The 18,470-nt window shown below is 65.8% G+C and carries 17 protein-coding genes and 1 riboswitch; of the genes, 8 read left to right on the forward strand and 9 right to left on the reverse strand.

What is annotated here, in order from left to right; all coding sequences use genetic code 11:
* Positions 1 to 285 precede the first annotated feature (285 nt).
* Both LL962_RS20370 and LL962_RS20375 read left to right on the forward strand, forming a co-directional pair.
* Positions 286 to 654 (forward strand): VOC family protein, encoded by a 369-nt coding sequence (locus LL962_RS20370; protein ID WP_104584890.1) that lies wholly within the window; start codon positions 286 to 288, stop codon positions 652 to 654.
* A gap of 128 nt (positions 655 to 782) precedes the next feature.
* Positions 783 to 1,730, forward strand: coding sequence for a Nudix family hydrolase (locus LL962_RS20375; protein ID WP_228318232.1), 948 nt, complete (start codon positions 783 to 785; stop codon positions 1,728 to 1,730).
* A gap of 192 nt (positions 1,731 to 1,922) precedes the next feature.
* Here LL962_RS20375 and LL962_RS20380 read toward each other — a convergent pair whose 3' ends face one another.
* Both LL962_RS20380 and metF read right to left on the reverse strand, forming a co-directional pair.
* Positions 1,923 to 2,513 (reverse strand): hypothetical protein, encoded by a 591-nt coding sequence (locus tag LL962_RS20380; protein ID WP_228318233.1) that lies wholly within the window; start codon positions 2,511 to 2,513, stop codon positions 1,923 to 1,925.
* Between the two features lie 105 nt (positions 2,514 to 2,618).
* Positions 2,619 to 3,446 (reverse strand): methylenetetrahydrofolate reductase [NAD(P)H], encoded by an 828-nt coding sequence (metF, locus tag LL962_RS20385; protein WP_228318241.1) that lies wholly within the window; start codon positions 3,444 to 3,446, stop codon positions 2,619 to 2,621.
* 178 nt (positions 3,447 to 3,624) lie between these two features.
* Between metF and LL962_RS20390 the strand changes: the two genes are divergently transcribed.
* The gene (locus LL962_RS20390) at positions 3,625 to 3,861 is read left to right on the forward strand and encodes a hypothetical protein (RefSeq protein ID WP_104584882.1); all 237 of its coding nucleotides are present in this window, start codon (positions 3,625 to 3,627) and stop codon (positions 3,859 to 3,861) included.
* Positions 3,862 to 3,988: 127 nt separating this feature from the next.
* Positions 3,989 to 4,966 carry an NAD(P)H-quinone oxidoreductase gene (locus LL962_RS20395; protein ID WP_104584880.1) on the forward strand — a complete coding sequence of 326 codons (978 nt, stop codon included), beginning with the start codon at positions 3,989 to 3,991 and terminating at the stop codon, positions 4,964 to 4,966.
* Between the two features lie 85 nt (positions 4,967 to 5,051).
* Here the strand turns inward: LL962_RS20395 and LL962_RS20400 are convergent, their stop codons facing one another.
* On the reverse strand, positions 5,052 to 5,450 hold the full coding sequence (locus LL962_RS20400) for a VOC family protein (protein ID WP_228318234.1): 399 nt from the start codon (positions 5,448 to 5,450) through the stop codon (positions 5,052 to 5,054).
* A 390-nt stretch (positions 5,451 to 5,840) separates the two neighbouring features.
* Here LL962_RS20400 and LL962_RS20405 point away from each other — a divergent pair, with 390 nt between their 5' ends.
* Positions 5,841 to 6,776, forward strand: a complete 936-nt coding sequence (locus tag LL962_RS20405) for a Gfo/Idh/MocA family protein (RefSeq protein ID WP_228318235.1) — start codon at positions 5,841 to 5,843, stop codon at positions 6,774 to 6,776.
* A 124-nt stretch (positions 6,777 to 6,900) separates the two neighbouring features.
* Here the strand turns inward: LL962_RS20405 and LL962_RS20410 are convergent, their stop codons facing one another.
* From LL962_RS20410 to LL962_RS20420, 3 genes are all read right to left on the reverse strand, one after another.
* On the reverse strand, positions 6,901 to 8,571 hold the full coding sequence (locus LL962_RS20410) for a histidine phosphatase family protein (protein ID WP_228318236.1): 1,671 nt from the start codon (positions 8,569 to 8,571) through the stop codon (positions 6,901 to 6,903).
* A gap of 387 nt (positions 8,572 to 8,958) precedes the next feature.
* Positions 8,959 to 10,329, reverse strand: coding sequence for an alpha-amylase family protein (locus tag LL962_RS20415; RefSeq protein ID WP_228318242.1), 1,371 nt, complete (start codon positions 10,327 to 10,329; stop codon positions 8,959 to 8,961).
* 581 nt (positions 10,330 to 10,910) lie between these two features.
* Positions 10,911 to 11,549 (reverse strand): hypothetical protein, encoded by a 639-nt coding sequence (locus tag LL962_RS20420; RefSeq protein WP_228318237.1) that lies wholly within the window; start codon positions 11,547 to 11,549, stop codon positions 10,911 to 10,913.
* A 158-nt stretch (positions 11,550 to 11,707) separates the two neighbouring features.
* Here LL962_RS20420 and LL962_RS20425 point away from each other — a divergent pair, with 158 nt between their 5' ends.
* Complete coding sequence (locus LL962_RS20425; RefSeq protein WP_228318238.1) at positions 11,708 to 12,253, forward strand: DUF2058 domain-containing protein; 546 nt, start codon at positions 11,708 to 11,710, stop codon at positions 12,251 to 12,253.
* A gap of 163 nt (positions 12,254 to 12,416) precedes the next feature.
* Positions 12,417 to 12,971 (forward strand): DUF3228 family protein, encoded by a 555-nt coding sequence (locus LL962_RS20430; protein WP_228318239.1) that lies wholly within the window; start codon positions 12,417 to 12,419, stop codon positions 12,969 to 12,971.
* Positions 12,972 to 13,153: 182 nt separating this feature from the next.
* Here the strand turns inward: LL962_RS20430 and LL962_RS20435 are convergent, their stop codons facing one another.
* The 3 genes from LL962_RS20435 to ahcY are packed head-to-tail and all read right to left on the reverse strand — an operon-like array spanning position 13,154 to position 15,629.
* Positions 13,154 to 13,393, reverse strand: a complete 240-nt coding sequence (locus tag LL962_RS20435; protein WP_104584866.1) for a hypothetical protein — start codon at positions 13,391 to 13,393, stop codon at positions 13,154 to 13,156.
* A gap of 2 nt (positions 13,394 to 13,395) precedes the next feature.
* Positions 13,396 to 14,130 carry a hypothetical protein gene (locus LL962_RS20440; RefSeq protein WP_167395174.1) on the reverse strand — a complete coding sequence of 245 codons (735 nt, stop codon included), beginning with the start codon at positions 14,128 to 14,130 and terminating at the stop codon, positions 13,396 to 13,398.
* A 56-nt stretch (positions 14,131 to 14,186) separates the two neighbouring features.
* Entirely contained in the window at positions 14,187 to 15,629 is a 1,443-nt protein-coding gene (ahcY, locus tag LL962_RS20445; RefSeq protein ID WP_104584862.1) for an adenosylhomocysteinase, read from the reverse strand.
* A 30-nt stretch (positions 15,630 to 15,659) separates the two neighbouring features.
* A riboswitch (S-adenosyl-L-homocysteine riboswitch) is annotated at positions 15,660 to 15,772 on the reverse strand.
* A 171-nt stretch (positions 15,773 to 15,943) separates the two neighbouring features.
* Between ahcY and LL962_RS20450 the strand changes: the two genes are divergently transcribed.
* A complete protein-coding gene (locus LL962_RS20450; RefSeq protein WP_228318240.1) occupies positions 15,944 to 18,415 on the forward strand; it encodes a S9 family peptidase in 2,472 nt (823 codons plus the stop codon).
* Positions 18,416 to 18,470 lie beyond the last annotated feature (55 nt).

Below are 18,470 nucleotides of genomic sequence, written 5' to 3' on the forward strand. Positions count from 1 at the left end.
GCTGAGTTGACCGTGGCGCAGCCCGCGAAGCGGGCTGCGCACCAGGCATCCGCGTAGCGGACGCCTGGTGCACGGTCCTTGCTTCCGATCCCCCGCGCCTTCGGCGCCCCCCTCTTGCCAAGGGGGCTTTGCATCCTGTGGCGATGCGGAGAGGTTCACCGGCCGAGCAGGTTCGACACACTTGTCATCGCGCAAGGGCACTAACCGTGCCCGGCTGTACGCAGGCGTCTGCGCCCGCGCCACTGCAGGGCGTATGCTCGATCCACGTCCTGCGTGGAGTGCGTCATGTCGCAGCTGTCGAGCCAGCAATTGAAGGTGTTCGTGCCTGCGCGCGACTATGCGCTGTCGCAGCGGTTCTACCGTGCGCTGGGCTTCGTGCAGGAGGACGAGGTCGGCACTGTGAGCTGCTTCCGGCATGGCGCGCATTGCGCGTTCCTGCTGCAGGACTTCTACGTGCGCGAGCTGGCCGAGAATCTCATGCTGCATCTATGGGTGGACGATGCCGATGCCTGGTGGCAGCACATGCACGACACGGGGCTGGACGAGCAGTTCGGCGTGAGCTTCAGCGCACCGGAAGACCGGCCCTGGGGCGCGCGCGATTTCACCTTGCACGATCCCAGCGGAGTACTGTGGCGCATCGGGCATCCGCTGTAGGCCGGGATTGGGGATTGGGGATTGGCAGAAGCAAGCACGCCGCGCTTCGACAAATCCCGAATCCCCAATCCCGAATCCCCGCCCCCAAGCGATTGCACTGAACGGCTCACTCGCGGCACTCTTGTGCCATGCCCGATCCCCTGAGATCCATTCACGTCGTTGCCGGCGTGATCACCGACCCGCGCGGCCGCATCCTGTTGACCCGCCGTACCGAAACCCGCGACATGCCCGGGCTGTGGGAGTTTCCGGGCGGCAAGCGCGAGCCCGGCGAAAGCTCGGAGCAGGCGCTGGCGCGCGAACTCAATGAAGAACTGGGGATCGAGGCGCAGGTCGGTGACTGGGTGATGGAGGTGCCGCAGCTGTATCCGGACAAGCGCCTGCGTCTGGAAGTACGCCACATCACCGCCTGGAAGGGCAGCCCGCGCGGCCGCGAGGGCCAGGCGATGACCTGGGTGGCAGCCGACAAACTGTCGCGCTATTCGATGCCCCCTGCCGATGTGCCGGTGGTGGGCGTGCTGCGCCAGCCCGAGCGCTATGTGATCACGCCCGAACCGGACGACGATGCGCGTTGGCTGCAGGCGCTGGAGCGCGCGCTGCAGGACGGTGCGACCCGAATCCAGCTGCGTGCGCGGCAGACCGCGACCGCGCGCTGGCACGGGTTGTTGCAGCAGGTGATGCGCCTGCGCGGCCGCTCCCGCGCGCAATTGCTGCTCAACCGCGATGCCGCACTGGCCGCCGAGCTCGGCGTCGGCGTCCATCTGGGCGCCGAGCAGTTGGCGGAGCTGCAGCAGCGCCCGCTGCCGCCCGGGCAACTGGTGGCGGCGTCCTGTCACGGGCTGGAGGATCTGCGCCATGCGCAACGGCTCGGCTGCGATTTCGCGGTGCTGGGCCCGGTACGGGCGACGGCATCGCACCCGCATGCGGCCCCGATGGGATGGGATGGATTCGAAGCCTTGCGCGAACAGGTCGCGTTGCCGATCTATGCGCTGGGCGGTCTGTGCATCGACGATCTGCGCCAGGCACGCGCGCATGGGGCGCAAGGCATCGCCGCGATTCGCGGCCTGTGGCCCGACTGAGCGCGCACAGGCTGTCTGGCCGTCGAAAGCGCTCTGCCATGACCGGGCACTCTGCATTCTGCGCTCCATGCGTTTCCACCCCTCGACTGCATGTAGCAAGGCATCGGCCTTGGAGATTGCCTGCGTCGGTACGCAGCTGCCACACCGATCGTCCGAGTTGTCCCCGCGTGTGCCAAGCGGCGCTTGCCCGCTCTAGAACGTCACCCAGAAGCAGTTGTACTGACGGCGCAGCCGCAGCACGCTGCGTGCGGGCGTGCCGCTGGGCAGGTTCTGCTCCAGGCGCAGGCCCCAGGGGCGCGGACGCGTGGGGGCGGGCAGCGGTGCGTCGATCGCGCTGCCGTCCAGCGATGGCGTGGTCGCTGCGCCATCGTTGTCCCAGGCGGGGGGATCGGTTTGCGGATACATCGGCACGATGTCCAGCAACGGGCGTTGGGCGATGGCCTCCAGCCGGCTCAGCACCCGGTTGGCGGCGCTGTCGGTTTGGCCGCTCCACAGATACAGACTGGACAGCCGATTGACGTCGCGGCTGTCCACGGCCGATTGCAGCAGCGCCACCAGCTCGCTGAGCCGACGTGGGCAGCCGTAGCGATACAGACCGGTATTGCCATGGGTGCGCACCGCCGGCGGCGCACGCGTGGCGGCGCCGACGTCCTCGCAGCGGCGATCGGTGAACATGGTCTGCCCGTCCGGTGTCACGCAGCGCCGGATCTCCTGGGCGTGTGCGCGCAAAGTGGGGTACAGAAAGAACAGCAGCGCTAGCAGGGGCAGCAGGGAACGAGGCATTGGCGCAGCGTAGCCGGGCGCGCGTGAGCTGGGGAGGAATAGGTGATGCGCCGGGTATCGAGGCGTTGCCGCGCCGCCCGCGCCGGTCGGGCAGGGCGGTCGGACTCAGCGCCCGAGCAGCTGCAGCACCTGGGTGGTCGGCTTGGCCAGGTTGAGGGTGTAGAAATGCAGTGCCGGCGCGCCGCCGGCGATCAGACGCTCGCACAGGGCAGCCACGACCTCGGCGCCGAAGGCGCGCACCGCCTCGGCATCGTCGCCGTAGGACTGCATCTTCTTGCCGATCCAGCGCGGAATCTCGGCGCCGCATTGCTCGGAAAAACGCCGCAACTGCGAAAAGTTGGAGATCGGCATGATGCCCGGGACGATCGGGATCGTCACGCCCATGCGCTCGGCCGCGTCGCGGAAATGGAAGTACGCATCGGCGTTGTAGAAATACTGGGTGATCGCCGCATCTGCGCCGGCATCGACCTTGGCCTTGAAATAGCGCAGGTCGCTGAGTGCGTCGACTGCCTGCGGATGGGTCTCCGGATAGGCGCCCACTTCGATGCGGAAGGCGGTGCCGTGTTCGGCGCGGATGAAGGCGATCAGGTCCGAGGCATAACGCAGGTCGCCAGGGTGGCCCATGCCCGAGGGCAGGTCGCCACGCAACGCGACGATGCGGGTACAGCCGATGGCGCGATACAGCTTGAGCAGCTCGCGGATCTCCTGGCGGTTGCCGCCGACGCAGGACAGATGCGGTGCCGCCTCGAAGCCATGCTTCTGCTTGAGATGGCGCACGGTCTCGGAGGTGTAGCTGAGCGTGGAGCCGCCGGCGCCGAAGGTGCACGAGACGTATTCCGGCGTGTAGCCCCGCAACCTTGCCGCCGTGCGGTCCAGCTGCGCACGTTGTTCGTCGGTCTTGGGTGGGTAGAACTCGAAACTCAGATGCGTCATCGCGGCGGGTCCGGCGGAGCGTGTCGACATAATATCGCTTCATCGCGATGAATGCATATTTGGTTGCGGGTGTCCCGATCGTGGCATCCCGGCAGTCGGGTCTGCTCGCAACGCTTGCATGGGCGCAGGGCGCACGCGGTAAGCTCGATCACCCCACGCCACTTGATCGGAGCGCGACATGCAAGAAGAAGAAATGGACGTAATCGCCGAATCGCTGGGCCGCATCTGGGTCGCGCTGGCGCGTAGCGTCGGCGATCTGGCGCTTGCCCTGGCCGAGCAGCCCGGTGTGGACGGCGACAAGCTGTTGAGCGATTTCGCGGCGCGGCTGCCATCGGGCCAGGACGACGGCACGTCCAAGGTGTTCGAAGCGATTCGCCAATACATCGATCGGGACTCCACTTCGAACGCGGAGTAAGCGCCTGCCACGCGCGTCCGCCACCGGCCGACGCGCGTGCAGCAGCGGCCTTCGCGTCGCATCTGCCTGTGTGCCGGGGGCTCACGTCCGCTTGCCTACACTGGACGCTTTCTCACGGAGCGTCCGCATGCGCGACACCACCATGACCGCCATCGCCGTCCGCGATGGTAAGGGCGACGCCGATGCGTTGCACCCGACCGAGCAAGCATGCCCGCGCCCTGCGCCGGGGCAGGTGCTGATCCGCGTGCACGCCGCCGGGGTCAATCGCCCCGACCTGCTGCAGCGCGCCGGCCATTACCCGCCGCCGCCGGGTGCGCCGGAGACGCTGGGCCTGGAAGTGGCCGGCGAGATCGTGGAGCCGGCTGGTCGCTGGAAGGTGGGCGACCGCGTCTGCGCCCTGCTCGGCGGCGGTGGCTACGCGCAGTACGTGGTAGCCGATGCGCGCCATGTGCTGCCGATTCCGGCGGGGATGGACTTCGTGCATGCCGCCGCCTTGCCGGAAACCGTCTTCACCGCCTACGCGAACCTGTTCGAACACGGCCGGCTGGCAGCGGGCGAGTGGTTGTTGCTGCATGGTGCCACCTCCGGTATCGGGGTGACTGCGATCCAGATGGCCAAGGCCGCCGGTGCCCGAGTGCTGGCGACCGCGCGCTCGGCCGGCAAGGCCGCGCAGGCGCGCGAGCTGGGCGCCGACGTGGCGATCGATTCCACCACCGCATCGTTCGTCGAGACAGCCAGGGCGCATGGCGGCGTGGACGTGGCGCTGGACATGGTCGGTGCCGCCGTCTTCGCCGATACCCTGGAAGCGCTCAATCCGGGTGGGCGCATCGTGTACATCGCCTCGCAGGCCGGCGCGAACATCCAGGTGCCGATCCCGCAGCTGATGCGCAAGCAGGCCGTGCTCACCGGCTCCACCCTGCGTCCGCGCAGTGCCGACGAGAAGGCGCGGCTGGCTGCGCAGGTGGAGCGCGTGGTCTGGCCCTGGATCGAACAGGGCAAGCTCCGCGTGCTGCTGGACAAGCGCTTCGCGCTGGCCGACGCGGCTGCGGCGCATCGGTACCTGGAACAGGGCAGTCACCTGGGCAAGGTGGTGCTGGAAATGTGATTGCCGCGGTGGGCTGTCTCCAGAGCGATCAAGCACCGCATGCCGGTGTGCTGGCGATGGCGCTCGCTCGCTGTCGCTGACACGCTCACATGCCGTGTTGAACCACCGCTTCGATGGGGTGCCCATCCGGATCGATGACGAACGCGGCGTAGTAATGATCGCCGTAGTCGGGGCGCGTACCAGGCGCGCCGTTGCTGCGGCCGCCGTGCCGTAGCGCGGCGGCATGGAAGGCATCCACGGCCGCCGCATCGGCGGCCGAAAATGCCAGATGAAATCCCGACCCCGGTGCGCATCGCCCGGCAGGCCGTTGCTTCAAGGCCAGGCAGTCCTCGCCGCCCGGTCTGCCATAACCGACCGCCTGATCGAGCGTGCCCGGCGCCAGATCCGACCACACGCGCACGTAGCCGAGCGCACCGAGGACGGCGTCGTAGAACGCGGCCGATGCCTCGATCGCGCGAACGCCCAGCGAAACGTGATGCAACATCGATGCAATCCTGCATGGCGGGCACGCGCGGTGCCGGGGGTGCCAGTGTGCCCTCTGGGCACCGTGCGTCAATCGATGCGCAGCCGGCGTTGGTCCGGCCGCGTGCGGCTTGTCCCAGTGAGCGGGGTGCGTAGCCAGATGCGGATCCTTGTCCATCATCGGCCACCAGTGGAGCGGCGACACGGATGCAGCGATGCGTGGTTCGTCGCATGCAGGTATAGCAAAACAAGCAGGAGCGATGTCTCGCAGCGGCCTGGGGGCGACCGTACACTGCGCCTTCGCATGCGACCGACGCCTGCCGCACCACCACTGCGCCGTTGTGGTGCGTTGCGCAGGGCAGCGCGGGCAGGCGCGCGGACACCCTCCATCCTCATCAGCACGAAGGTTTCGATGAAGCACCCAGACGCATTGCGCATTGCCCTTGTCGGCATCGGCAAGATCGCCCGTGACCAGCACGTGCCGACCATCGCCGCGCGCCCGGACGTGCAGTTGGTCGCCACGGTGAGCCGGCACGGCACGGTGGAGGGCGTGCCGGCCTATCACACCCTGGAAGAAGCCTTCGCTGCGCAACCGGAGATCGAGGCGGTGGCCTTGTGTACGCCGCCGGTAGGGCGGCATGCGCTGGCGGCGGCCGCGTTGGCTGCCGGTCGCCACGTGTTCCTGGAGAAGCCGCCAGCCGCCACCCTCGCGGAGATCGACGACCTGCGCACCGTGGCGCAACAGGCGCAACGCAGTCTGTTCACCAGTTGGCATTCGCGCTGCGCTGCGGGCGTGGCGCCTGCGCGCGCGTGGTTGGCCGACAAGCAGATCCTGCGTGCGCACATCACCTGGAAGGAAGACATCCGGCATTGGCATCCGGGGCAGGACTGGATTCTGGAACCCGGCGGCATGGGGGTGTTCGATCCCGGCATCAATGCACTGTCCATCGCCACCCATGTGCTGCCGCGCGCATTCGCCCTGCGCGAAGCCGAGTTGCACACGCCCGCCAATCGCCAGGCGCCGCTGTATGCGCGGTTGGCGTTCGTCGATACCGCCGGCGTGCCGGTGACGGCCGAATTCGATTTCCTGCAGACCGGACACCAGCGCTGGGATATCGAGGTGGAGACCACTCAGGGCCAGCTGGTACTCGGCGAAGGCGGCGCAAGCCTGCGAATCGACGGCCAGGTGCAGGCCTTGCCGGCTTCCAGCGAGTACGACGGGCTGTACCAGCGTTTCGTGGAGCTGGTGCGCGCCGGTGCCTCGGAGGTGGACACCACCCCCTTCGTGCACGTGGCCGATGCCTTCCTGCTGGGCGCACGCAAGGTCGCCGCGCCGTTCGCCTGGTGAACCGCATCCCTGCACGGTGGCCCCAGGCGACCGTGCAGGGCATTGGTTGCGCGTTGCCGCGCTGTACTGACGCGCGAGTCATCGGTGTCGGGCGCGCCGGGTGCCGCGCCCGACACCGATGGTGTCATCTTCCATCCAGTGCGATATCGGCTTGCGCCGCTGCGGCTGCCGTGGGCGCACGCGCGGGCATTGCCGGGTGTACCGCAAGGCGCCGCATCGCCGGTGCGATCTGCGCGCGGAAGCGCCGCACCACCCAGGCCTCGTCCAGCAGCGCGAATGCGAAGAAGCCGAGCAGGGTACCCGCCACCAGCGTGGGCGCGTGCGCGAAGGTGCCGGGCAGCAACAGGCTCAGCCACAGGAAGATATTGGGCGAGGTCTGCAGCAGATGGATATCCGAAACGATGGCGGGATGGATGGCCCTGCCGCTCACGCGTTGATAGGTGCGCAGATAGACCGCGCTGCCCAGCCGACATGCCAGCAGCAGGGCGAACGGCAACAGTAACGCCGCCCACGCCTGCCATCCGCCGTGCGACAGGGCATCGGTCAATGCGCTGCCGCCCGCGCGCAGCGCGACCAGCAGCGCCATGGGCACCATCGTCAGCGAACCCACCCAGGCCCAATTGGTGGCCAGCTTGCCGGCCGCGATCGGACGTGCGTGGCGCCAGCCCTGGGCCAGCAGCGAAGGAAATCCGAGTGCGAGCAGCAACACCACAAAGAAGCGCTCCAGCGCATGCGCGTTGCCCAGCACCTCGTGGTGATCCAGGAACAGCACCAGCAACGCCACCGGCAACAGGATCGACAGCACCAGGGTGTAGCGTGCGGCGAAGAAGTAATCGCCGCCGCGCGCCAGCGAGAAGGACGGCACCGACAGCGCCGGCGGTACGATCAGCAGCAACCCCAGCACATGGACCCATGCGTTCTGGAACCGGGTCAGCAGGATCATCGCCAGCCCTGCCCGCGCCAGGCTGAGCATGCTCAGTGCGATGTTCTCCGGCCCCCGCGTCAGTCGCAGCGCGCCCGGTGCGATGCGTACCGAAAGAAAGAACGCATTGACCGCCAACAGAGCGACGACGGCCGTGGAATTGATGGCATGCGGCAGCGTCACTCCGGCGCAGGCAAGGGCGAAGCCGGCCAGCGCGGCGATCAGCATCCACTGCAGCAGGTGGATCTCGGTCAGCTCGCCAAGTGCGTTCAGGCGCGAGGAGCTGTGTGCGGTCAGGCGTTTGAGTTCGTCCCACGACAAGGGGCGCGAATTGGGCAGCCGGAAATCGATGTAGCGGTCGGGCGGAAGGCCGGAGGCGATCAATGCGAACACCTCGACGATGTACTTGTGCGCTACGACCAGGATCCGCTTGCCCTGGCGGTCCAGGGGCGCCAGAACGGTGTCGTAGTAGTGCTTGCAGCGGGCATACATGTCCATCCAGTGCTCGCCGTCGGGCGGCGCGCCATTGGCGTCGTGGAAACAGGCGTCGAACAGGCGGTGCCCGATCGACTTCTTGATCAGAGTCTTGTTCCTGCCTGCGAAGATGCCGAAGTCGCGCTCCACCAATGCGGCGCTGGACACCATGTGCGGCATCTCGGCGCTGCCTTCCAGGATGATCGCCGCCGTGGCCTGGGCGCGTTCGAGCGTGGAGACATGCACTTCGTCGAAGCGCAGTGCGCGTTGCCGGATGTAGTCGGCGGCCTGCCTGGCCTGCCGTCTTCCGAGCGGAGTGAGTGGCGAGTTCTGCGCACCGGCAAAATAGTTCTGTTCGTTGGCGAGCGATTCGCCATGACGGACGAAGTACAGAGGCATCGGGCTGCTCCGGTTGGCTCCACTGTTCGATGCGATGAACGCGCGTGCCATCACGCGGCAACGATCGCCATCGCGGTCAACCGTTCCGCATGCCTGTCGCCGAGAGGGCAGAGCACGCGGCTGGTTGCGTGGTAGGTCCGCCGTGCAGCGCCGTTTGTTGCATTGGGTGACTTTTTATTCTCGATCAGTTCATCGTGTGGCGAAACGATGAACCGTGGCAGCTGCGTATCCTGGCGACGACACACGGGTGCATGCAGCCTCCGCGCGCGTCGCGGGAGGCTGCATATGCATCGCCAGGTGATCACATGCCGGGCAGGTGCGTGGCAGGTGACCTGGTTGGACTGGTGACGCCTGAACCAGGCGCCGGTCACCGGCGCTCGAAAGTCTTCAGCGGCGCCACATGCGCGCACCGCGCGCCGGCAGCGTGAAGGTATAGGAGCTGCTGGAGATGCGTACCACGTTGCCCGAGCCCAGCGCATCCACGTAATCGGCATTCCAATACAGCACGCTGTTGTTCATGCCCACCGTGGTGGTAACCGGATTGCCGCACTTGTTTATGCCGACGATGCCCAGGCTGCCACGACGAAACAGGATGTGGCACGAGCTCGACGACAGCACCTGCATGTCGGTCCCCTGCACGCCATTATGGAAGCCGATCATGCGACGCAGATCGTCGCGCTGGTAGGCGTTGACCCAGCGGTTGTCGCCGCTTTCGTTGTTGTCGGTGTAGATCATCGGCGTGCCGCCGTTGCGTCCGATCAGGTAGGCATAGGCCAGGGTTTCATCCACCGGATCGAGGATGGCGTAGCGGAAACCGGCATTGTTGGGGATGTCGTGGGTGATGGCGAAGGTCACCGCGCGATTGCCCGGCAGCGCCTGCCCAGCCGCGGCCGGATCCACCAGTTGCTGCATGCTGGCGCCGATGGCGAAGGCGTTGCGCACTGCATTGAACAATGGGAAATCGTATGCAGCATGCGGAGTGGACTGCAGATACGGTGCGAGGAACTGGTCGTAGTCGCTGTTGCCGCTGCCGCCACCGGTGATCACCTCGCCGAACACATGCACGCCGGATCTGATGCCGGCATCGAAGACCCGGTTGAGGTGGTCGAAGCTCATGTGCTTGGCCGCATCCACGCGAAAGCCGGTCACGCCCAGACCCTTGAGCGCCTGCAGATAGGCGCGTTGCTGGTCGATCACCCAGGTGTTGCCGAGCAGGTCGGGTAGACCGGGATCGCTGCCGCCGCCGCAGATACGGTAGTTGCGCACCTGGAAGGCGTCGTTGTAATTGGTGATGCACTGCGCCGGACCGAAATCGCTGCCGCTGAGAAAGTTCGACTGCAAGGTGCCGAACAGGCGCAGCGAGTCGTAGCGGCCAGGATTGGCGGCGTACTGCGACAGCACGGCACTGCCGGGATAGTTGAGGTCCGGGCGCGTGGCCGCCTCATTGGCCATATGGTTGAACACGATATCGGCATAGGTTGCCACGCCGTTGTTGGCCAGCGCCTGCACCATGCGTCGGAACGCGACGGTGTCGCCGAGCGGATTGTCGATCAGGCGGATGTCCTGCGGTTGGTAGCGCGCCCACCAGGCGCTGCCCTGCGAACGATAGGCGGGTGCCACCAGCACTTTGCGGTAGCCTGCGTCGGCAATCTGCTTGGCGCGTGCTTCGACGGTGGCATAAGGCCAGTTGAAGGCGTGCAGGATGACATCGGCCTGCACGTTGGCGGTGACCAGCAGCAGCGTCAGCATGGTCAGCAGCGCGCGGGCGCTGCGCCGCAGGAGTGAGCAGGGCGAGTGAGCAAGAGCGGTGTGCATCGGTGGTTCTCCAATGGGTGGGCGCGGGCAGGCGAATGCATCGCGCTGCCCACAGCAAGGCCTCCGGCCCCTGTTCCGGAAAGCGCGCGCACGGCGTGCAGCGCGCGGTGATGCTAAGCGCGCATCGCGGCGCAGCATCGGTGGTGTGCATACGTATTCAATGCAACGCGCCGCTGAAGTGCGTGCGATGTTCGGCAGTAATCGCGTGGCCGGTCGCACAATGCGACGTGGCTTGCGGGTCTCGATGCGGGCGTCTGGTTGCTGTCTCTCTCAGCGACGAGCGTGTCTGAGATGCGACGCGGGAACTGGGCCGGCGCCTGATACGCACCGGTGGTACGGCAGACGCGGGTGCGCTGCAACGTCAGGTGTCATCCAAACGAGGGCAAGCCCGCGATCCGGTCAGGGCGACCGGTGCGTGCCGGTCCGCTCATGTGGTGAAACGCACCTTCGATGTGTTGCCCGCAGCAGGCGTCGCCTCATCCGTCGCCAGCGCAGCGTTTGCTACATGGGAGGCAGGCAGGTACTCAGCGATAGGCGTGGCGGAGCTCATTGCCTGCGTGCAAGGACTGCAGTGTGGACAGCGGGACCTCGACCTGCTCGTCGGTGTAGTACGCCGGCTGCCTGGCGCTGCTGCTGCCCGCGTCGCGTTCGGCACCTTTCCACTTGTCGTAGCCCTTGTTCGGCAGCGCCAGGGTAATGGTCTGTCCGTTGACGCGATCGACCCGCACCACGCCATAGGCATGCCCTTCATAAGCGCCGGGGGCTACGGTCTGCAGATCGACGGTGTACAGGTCGCCTTGCGCTGGCCGGGCCAGCAATGCATCGTCGCGCTTGGATGTCTGCGCGGCGCTGAAGGCACCGAACACCACGACGACCGCGATCAGGCCCAGCAGAACCAGTCCACCGAAACGGCGGTAGGCGGGAATGGGAGGCTTGCCCCGCGTCTGTTCGAACGTCTGGGTCTCCAGCGGGGTGGCCTGGTTGCAGCCGTCGCAGACGCGCAGGTACTGCTTCTTGGTCACCCAGCTGAAGACGTACCACAGGTGCGCATAGCGGTAATGCAGGACATGCCGGAAGCTGCGCTGCTGCGCGCACTGGTCGCAGTGCGCACCTGCTGCTGCGCCGAGCGCGATCGCGTCGCCGCCTGATCCCCAAATGATCATTCTTCGTCCTTGAATGGTTGTGAGTGCCGCATGATAGTGCGTGTTCAGGTTTTTAGGCGGGATCCTGGCCGGAACCGCGACGTACGCTTGCGGTCGATTGGCCGGCGGCGCAGGCCTGGCGCGCTAAACTGCCGGTCAGTTCATTGCCGATCCCTCCCATGCGTAATCCATTGCAAGAACAGCTGCTCAAGGCCGGCCTGGTCAAGAAGGCCCAGGTGGACAAGGTGGCGCGAGAGCAGGTCAAGCAGCGTCACGCCAAGGGCGGGGCGGCCGTGCCCGCGGCGGCCGACAAGGTGGATGCTGCGCGTCTGCAGGCCGAGCGGGCCGAGCGCGACCGGGCCCTTGCCGAAGAGCGCAATGCGCAGCTGCGTAAACAGGAAGTGCTGGCCCAGGTGCGGCAGATCGTGGAGACCAGCAAGGTCAAGCGCGAGGGCGAGATCGACTACCGGTTCAATGACGGCAGCGTCATTCGCAGCGTGTTGGTCAATCCCACCTTGCGCAGCCAGCTGGCCAGCGGCGCGTTGGTGATCGTGCGGCACGGCGAAGGTTTCGAACTGATTCCGCGCGTGGCGGCCGAGAAGGTGTACAGTCGCGATGCGGCGACCGTGGTGCTCGATCACGGCCGCAGCACTGCACCGGCTTCCAGTGACAGCGATGACGACTATTACAGCCAGTTCAAGGTGCCGGACGATCTGATCTGGTGAATGGCCGCAATGGCCCTGGCGTGGCCTATCGCTCGATGCCCGTAGCGGTGCGCCGACAGCGGCGATGCATGTCGTGCATCGCCGCCTGTTCGCCGGCACAGGCCTGCGGTAAGCACCACACGCAGGAGTTACCCTTGACGGCCTAGCCGCTGCCCGCACTGCCATGTCCATCGTTCTTACCGCGTTTGCCCGCCCCCGTCTTTTTCCGCGCGATGGCCGCCGCAATGCCATCCAGGACTGCACGCCCGAGCAGTTCATCCAGCATCTCAACGACACCTCACCGTTGCGCGTGATCGAAGGCTACGCCCCGTTCTGCCAGCTGCACGTACATCGCAACTGGACCAGCACGCGCTGCCTGACGGTGCCGATCACCGCCGACAACCGGCACCTGCTGCGTTCGGGCTATGAGGCGCGCAATACGCAGGAGCTTCCCGTCCTGGTGCGCTGGTTCGAAGGCGTCGAGTCGCCGGTTGCGCAGTACATGGTGCCGATCCTGTACAGCCGCGATCAGTTGGCCAAGGAAGGCGCGCCGATCGATGCGGACTGGGGCGTGGTGGGTTGCCTGTACACCGCTGAGCCCGATGACATCCCGATGGCGCCGATCACGATGTTGCGCAATGCGCTGGGTGTGGAAGAGGGCGGCTCCGGCGTGCCGCTGGACCGCGAGGCCTACCGGCGCAGCGTGGTGTTCTGGGAGGCCAATGCGAACTGGCGATAAAGCGTGGCCTTGCCTGTCAGGGGCGCCGCGCAGGCACTCAGTGGGCCGGGAGAGATCGATGACACGGGCCTGTAAGGAGCGCCAAGTCGGCTGACGCAAGGTGATGGCCAGTCAACGCCCGCCGCCGTCGACGTACATGGCGGAAAGGTGTTGCGCGTTGGGCCAATGTTGACCGAGGCGTCTTAGCCTGCACTTCTGTCGAAGCGGCGATGCTTGGAGAGGTCGTCGAAGTATCGGCCGTGGCTTTGCTTCAAGTCGGACATGTCATTAGCTTCAAGAACGACGATCTCATCCCCATTGTGCTGTCCTGCCAATCCGATTTCGACTGCGAGTTTATCCTTTGAGGCGGATATGCCGTCGCGATACTCCGTCAGTCGTACCACGCTTCTTGATTTGCGGTTGTAGTGGACAAGGTAAAACATCCTCATATCCCCCTCAAGATTTCGCTACCAATAAGAACTCTAGCGCGGGACATTGCGGCTTCGAAGATCCGCTTTGCCTGTTGCTCCTCTTTTCTGATTGATGCCCATTCTTCATTTGAAACCCTCTTTCTTTTCGCACGGGATAGTTCCAATTTTGCCCTGGCGTAGCGTTCGTTTGCTAATTCAGTCGATTCGAGTGATGCGGCGAGTTCGAGCAGATGTCGCTGCAGGTGGTTTGGCCCACCACCATACTTGACTTCCTGTCCATGGAGGTCAGCCATTCTTTCAGAAATACTCGCCCAGTAGTTTTGTATCAGCGTTCGCACTTGAACTTCGACTGTCTTGCCTTCTGTTCTGATCAGTACATGTGTCGCGCGATAACCGTTGCTTGTCTCAATCGTACGTTCTACGACGCGTGTATCATCGAACCATTGCCTCAGTCCGTCCACGACTTGAAGTTGCTCCGCAAGCGACCGGGTGATGACCCTGCAGCCTGCAATATCTTGAATTTGAGAAAGCCGGGAGCTTCCGCGGCGAAGTTTTTCAACGATAGAAATAGTCGATTTGAACCGCCCTGTCGCTGAGAGGAAAAGCTTTTCCTTCAAAATCCGGAGTACATGGTTGTATGCGGGAATAAATCCAGATCGATAAACCTCAAGCTCGCTCAGTGCCGCTGCGTCGTCAACGCCGTCCCTGAGTCGTTCTCCGAGGCGGGTGACTTGACTGTTGCTCAGCAATGCGATTCTCCAAGGTGCCGTGGGAGGGAGGGTTTCTTCCGTCCCACGGCTGAAACTCAGTAGCGGTAATGATCCGGTTTGAACGGGCCTTCCACCGGCACGCCGAGGTAGTCGGCCTGGTCCTTGGTCAGGGTGGTCAGCTTCACGCCGATCTTTTCCAGGTGCAGACGCGCAACTTCTTCATCCAGGTGCTTGGGCAGGATGTAGACCTTCTTCTCGTAGCTGTCGCGCTTTTCCCACAGGTCGATCTGGGCCAGGGTCTGGTTGGCGAAGGAGTTGGACATCACGAAGCTCGGGTGGCCGGTGGCACAACCCAGGTTGACCAGGCGGCCGTCGGCCAGCAGGAAGATCGCATTGCCGTTGGGGAACACGTACTTGTCCACCTGCGGCTTGATGTTGATCGTCTGCACGTCCTTCAGCGCCTTGAGCGCATCGACCTGGATCTCGTTGTCGAAGTGGCCGATGTTGCAGACGATGGCCTGGTCCTTCATCGCCTGCAGGTGGGCGACGGTGATGATGTCCTTGTTGCCGGTGGTGGTGACATAGATGTCGGCACGGCCCAGGGTGGATTCGATGGTGTTGACCTCGAAGCCTTCCATCGAGGCCTGCAGCGCGCAGATCGGGTCGATCTCGGTCACGATCACGCGGGCGCCATAGGCGCGCAGCGAAGCGGCGCTGCCCTTGCCGACGTCGCCGTAGCCGCAGACCACCGCGACCTTGCCGGCCAGCATCACGTCCATCGCGCGCTTGAGGCCATCGGCCAGCGACTCGCGGCAGCCGTAGAGGTTGTCGAACTTGCTCTTGGTGACCGAGTCGTTGACGTTGATGGCCGGGATCAGCAGCTTGCCGGCTTCGGCGATCTGGTAGAGGCGGTGCACGCCGGTGGTGGTCTCTTCGGACACGCCCTTCCAGTCCTTGACCACACGGGCCCAGTAGCCCGGGCGCTCCACCGCCACGCGCTTGAGCAGCGCCTTGATCACGCCTTCCTCGTGCGAAGAGGCCGGCTCGTCGACCCAGGTGCTGCCATTTTCGAGCTCATAGCCCTTGTGGATCAGCAAGGTGACGTCGCCGCCGTCGTCCACCACCAGTTCCGGACCGGTGAGGGTGCCGTCGGGCAGGGTGAAGGTCAGCGCGTCCAGCGTGCAGTCCCAGTATTCCTCCAGCGTTTCGCCCTTCCAGGCGAACACGGGGGTGCCGGTCGCAGCGATCGCCGCGGCCGCGTGGTCCTGGGTGGAGAAGATGTTGCACGAGGCCCAGCGCACGTTGGCGCCGATGTCCTTGAGCGTCTCGATCAGCACGGCGGTCTGGATGGTCATGTGCAGCGAGCCGGTGATGCGCACGTCCTTCAGCGGCTTGGTCTGCGCATGCTTGCGGCGGATCGACATCAGGCCCGGCATCTCGTGCTCGGCGATATCCAGCTCCTTGCGGCCCCAGTCGGCCAGGGAGATGTCGGCGATCTTGTAATCGGCGTGCGGGGTGATCTTTGTGACAGCGTTCATGCATGGCTCCGGTAGGCAAACGAATGTCTGCAATTCCGGGCGCCGTTGAACGGTGACTGCTGGTCGAGCCTGGCCGTGTGCCTGCACCAATGGTGCAGGCGGCGGATCAGTCCGCCCTACCGGTCGCAGCGCCCCTCGACGAGAGCGCCGATTATATCGGCAGCACCCCCGAACGGGATGAATTGGTCCTGCCCCCCACCAACGGCAGGGGAGCCGCCGCCGCGCGGCTGCTATGGTCCGGGGTCGATCATGACCGGGGAAGGACGATGCAGGCGAGGCGGAACGCGAAGGGCGGGCGGCGGTACACCTGGGCGATGGCGGGAGCCCTGGTCTTGAGCATGCCGTTGCTGGCCGCCACGGCTGCGCAGCCGGTCCCCGCAGCAGATGGCGGCTATCAGCTGCCCTCCAAGGCGTTGCAGGCGGTGGTGGATGCCCCGCGCGCGCCGTTGCTGCAGCTGTCGCCGCAGCGCGACCTTGCGGCCATGCTGCAGTTGCCGGCGCTGCCGGACATCGCCGAAGTGGCCCAGCCCGAACTGAAGCTGGCCGGCGTGCGCATCCATCCGAAGACCTTTGCCGCCAGTCGCTTTTCGTTCGCCAGCAAGCTGTGGCTGTTGTCGACGGCCGATGGCAGCGAGCGGCAGATCGCCGGACTACCCACGCCACTGTCGCTGGCGGCCTTGAGCTGGTCGCCGGATCAGCGCTATCTGGCGTTCCGTCGCGAAGATGCCGCCAGCGGCGCCAACGAGTTGTGGCTGGTGGATGTGGCCGCTGGCCGCGCACGGCGGCTGCTGACCGGCCTGAACACCAGTCTGGACGATGCATTGCGCTGGTTGCCCGACAGCAGTGGCCTGCTGCAGCAGCAGCGGGTGCCAGGGCAGGGCGCGCCGCCGTCGCGCGATGCGACCCCGGCCGGCCCGGCCGTCCAGCAGACCACGGCCGCTGCCGGCGTGCGCTCGCTGCCGACCTACCAGGACCTGTTGCGTAACGAAGCCGATGCGCGCGTGTTCGAGTACTACGCCACCGGCCAGCCGATCATCGTCGGCGTGGACGGGCAGGTACGCCCGATCGCCACGCCCGGCATCTATCTCGATCTTGCGCTATCGCCGGATGGACGCTACATCCTCAGCGAACGCAGCGAGCGGCCGTTCTCCTACCTGGTGCCGGTGAGCAGTTTCGCCCGCCGCATCGAGGTGCTGGATCAGCAGGGTAGGCGGGTGCGACAGATCGCCAGCCTGCCGTTGGTGGAAGGCCTGCCGACCGGCAACGATGCGGTGCCGACCGGGGTGCGCGAGATCGCCTGGCGCAACGATGCTCCGGCCACCTTGGTGTGGGCCGAAGCGCAGGACGGCGGCGACCCGGCGCGCGACAGCGCCATCCGCGACGCGGTGCTGATGCAGGCCGCCCCGTTCGACCGGGCGCCGGTGACGCTGGCACGGCTGGGCAGCCGTTTCGATGGCGTGCAGTGGGGGCGGGGCGATCTGGCGATCCTGAGCGAGAGCTGGTGGAAGACGCGCCGCACCAAGCAATGGCGTATCGCACCGGATCAGCCGCAACGCGCGCCCGAACTGCTGTGGGACCGCTCCTCGCAGGATCGCTACAACGACCCCGGCACGCCGGCCACCCTCGTCGACCACAGGGGCCAGCCGGTGCTGCAGACCGGTGCCGATGGCAACAGCCTGTTCCTGCTGGGCAAGGGCGCTTCGCCGGAAGGCGACCGGCCGTTCGTGGATCGCTTCGATCTGCGCAGCAAGCAGGCCACCCGGCTGTTCCATTCGCGCGCGCCCAGCTATGCCGCGCCCATCGCGTTGCTGGATGCGCCGGCCACGCAACTGCTGCTTAGTCGCGAATCGCCGGAAGAGCCGGCCAACTACTTCGTGCAACAGCTGGGCGACGGCGCGGGTGCTGCGCGCGCATTGACCCGTTTCGCGCATCCGTTGCCACAGTTGCGTGGCGTGCGGAAGGAGCAGATCCGTTACAAGCGTGCCGATGGCGTGGACCTCACCGCCACGCTGCTGTTGCCGCCAGGCTACGACCCCAAGCGCGATGGCCCGCGGCCGCTGCTGATGTGGGCGTACCCTGGCGAGTTCAAAAGCGCCGACACTGCCAGCCAGGTCACCGACTCGCCGTACCGTTTCAATGCGATCAGCTACTGGGGGCCACAGGCGTTCCTGGCGACCGGCTATGTGGTGCTCAACAATCCCACCATGCCGATCGTCGGCGAAGGCGATGCCGAGCCCAACGATACCTACGTGCCGCAACTGATCGCCGATGCACAGGCCGCGGTGGACGAGGTGGTGCGACGCGGAGTCGCCGACCGCGAGCGCATCGCCATCGGTGGGCATTCCTACGGCGCCTTCATGACCGCCAACCTGCTCGCGCACACACGCCTGTTCAAGGCCGGCATCGCCCGCAGCGGCGCCTACAACCGCACGCTCACCCCGTTCGGTTTCCAGGCCGAAGAGCGCAACTACTGGCAGGCGCAGTCGGTGTACCAGGCGATGTCGCCCTTCAACTATGCCGACAAGATCAAGGACCCGCTGCTGCTGATCCATGGCCAGGACGACAACAACACCGGCACCTTCCCGATCCAGAGCGAGCGCATGTTTGCCGCGATCAAGGGTCTTGGCGGCACCGCGCGGTTGGTGATGCTGCCCAACGAGTCGCACGCCTATCGCGCACGGCAATCGATCATGCAGATGCTGGCCGAAAGCGAGCAATGGCTGAAGACCACCATCGGCGATCCTTCCGTGCCGGCTGCGGCGCCGTCCAAATCATCCAAGCGGTGAGGCGCTGATCAGCGCCTGCAAGCTACACCCAGAAGCGCGCCCGGGCGCGACGAGG

This window comes from Xanthomonas sp. NCPPB 1067 (assembly GCF_020783795.1).
GTDB classification, from domain to species: Bacteria; Pseudomonadota; Gammaproteobacteria; order Xanthomonadales; family Xanthomonadaceae; genus Xanthomonas; species Xanthomonas melonis.